A 2,167-nucleotide genomic window follows, 5' to 3' on the forward strand; every position below is an offset into this window, starting at 1 on the left:
TTGAATGGGTTCATGTGCAGCTCCATCAGCAAAAGGGGATGATAAGTTTATCACCACCGACTATTTGCAACAGTGCCCAAAAAAGTTCGTGGTGGAGAAAAGATAAGCTATGCAAGGCTTTAGGAGACGTGGTTTTTCAGGATGACGAAGAACGATTCGGCGCTAGGTGCAACATAGGTGCATCGCACGAGCGCTAGGAACGGCGAAAAAAGGCGGACGTGGCGAAATCGGTAGACGCAGCAGACTTTAAAATTGGAGTGCCCGCGGGGAAATCCGCGGAGTAGAACCGCTCAAAGTCGGGGAACGCTAACGGGCAATACCCTAAGCCAATCCCGAGCCAAGCCCCTTCGGGGGAAGGTGTAGAGACTGGACGGGCGGCGCCTAAAGCCTTCGGGCAATGGCGAAGGGACAGTCCAGACCACGAACGTCATCAGACGGCGGCGAAAGTCGAGGTGGTACGAAAATCTGCTTCTCTGTGAGAGTACGGGTTCGAGTCCCGTCGTCCGCACCACAAAGCCAAACATCCCTGCGATGATCGACCTCTGGGCGTTTGGTCGTGAGCCCGCCACCCTCGCGCTACGCTTTGCGCAGGCGTCGAAGGCGATCAGGTGCGCCCATCGATTCCGTCGAGCACCATCGCTGCGAGTTCATCGCTGGTGTGTGCACCACTATCGAGAACACGGGTTGTGCATGGAAGCCGTTCCCTTGCGGCCAAGCATCGGGCGACATTCGCTAATCGCCACTCTCGAATCTCCGCATTTCGATTCGGGTCAGGATGCATGGTCTGGTTCGCGATCCGGTGACGCAATAGGTCCTCGTTGAGCGTCAGAAAGATGTGCAGCAGCTGATCGTCGATCCGCCTTACCCCGTCGAGTATCTCAGTCAGATAGTCCGGGTGCACGAGCGTCATTGGGATGATGATGTCCTGCGAGTAATTCCTTCGAATCTCCCTGACCGCCGCGATCGTAAGTCCCCTCCACAAGGGGAGATCCTGATAGTCTCCGCTCGCTGGCATGGGGACCGTTTCTTTCACCACGAACCCGATTTCCTCGGGGTCAAAGATCAGCGATTTGGAACGCCGATCGCGCAGCCGCTTAGCGAGCGTCGTCTTTCCGGCGCCGAAAGGTCCGTTGATCCAGATTATCATTGTCGACGGCCTCTAACCTGAAGGCTCGCAAGAGCGCTCGACGGCCTCGTGCGGAGGCACGATCGGAGTGGTTCCGAAATGCTTCTCAAGATAGGTGACGCCGAACGTCACGATGTCCTGCGCGTCGAACAGGTAGCACTGAGCAAAGCCCACGACACCTTCTCGATGGCGACCGAGCTTCACGTAAGCATTTGCTATAGTTTCAACCGCATCCGGCTTTCCTTCGATAGCAAAGCAATCGAGAATGCCGTTTGAATCGTAATCCGATGCCGTTTTCCAGGCGACTTCACCGTCTCTTCCAAGCATCGGCATCTCATACGTCACCCACCGTTTGTTGGGGATATCGGCAACCGCCTCGGCGTAGTGCAATGCGGTAACGGAGTTTAGCGGCGCACCCAACAGCAGGGCCTTCCCGCCAAGGCGAACGAACCGCTCGACGGGCGATCCTTCCCCCAAGGCGTGACCGAGTTCGTGAGGCTCCGTCAGCGTTTCAGCCAGCGGACCAACCGCGACCATCGATGCATCGGGGTGCGCGCTGCGCCGCGCGCCGGGGGCTTGAACCAGAAATTGATTCAGCAGGCCGAACCCACGGTAAGTCCCGGCTGTTGCGGGATCGAACGGCAGCCAGGTACGGCGGGCTTCGTCATCCAGCCGAGCGCCATTCAGAGTCTCCTCGTAGGGTGATCGGTCCCACGACGCGTATCCCATCACAGTGCCAGTCGGCCCAACCGCGGAGCGTAACGCGGCAACGACCGTCTCCGCTCCTCCTTCGACCGGACCAATCGCTTTAAGTGAGGCATGCACCATCAAGAGGTCACCGGTTTGGACTCCGAGTTTTTGAAGCGCCTCCGTTATTGCCTTCCGCGTATGCATCGCGATATCTCCTCTAAACTGCAAAACACTATACCTATCGAGATATCACTCTACTATACCTATCGAGATATAGAGGTGGTCCCACTTGTTTGAACAACTAAAAGCGTATTTATAAGTGATATTCCGCTCTAGTTAAGCCACCTTGTT

Annotated in this window: 2 protein-coding genes; both read right to left on the reverse strand. The window is 56.6% G+C overall.

Going from position 1 to position 2,167, the window contains the following annotated elements:
• Positions 1–604 precede the first annotated feature (604 nt).
• Positions 605–1,147, reverse strand: coding sequence for an AAA family ATPase (locus HHA41_RS12900; protein WP_000587837.1), 543 nt, complete (start codon positions 1,145–1,147; stop codon positions 605–607).
• 12 nt (positions 1,148–1,159) lie between these two features.
• The gene (gene aac(3)-IId / locus HHA41_RS12905) at positions 1,160–2,020 is read right to left on the reverse strand and encodes an aminoglycoside N-acetyltransferase AAC(3)-IId (RefSeq protein WP_000557454.1); all 861 of its coding nucleotides are present in this window, start codon (positions 2,018–2,020) and stop codon (positions 1,160–1,162) included.
• Positions 2,021–2,167 lie beyond the last annotated feature (147 nt).

The sequence above is a fragment of the Acinetobacter sp. A1 genome, from assembly GCF_012371315.1.
In the GTDB taxonomy this organism is placed as follows: domain Bacteria; phylum Pseudomonadota; class Gammaproteobacteria; order Pseudomonadales; family Moraxellaceae; genus Acinetobacter.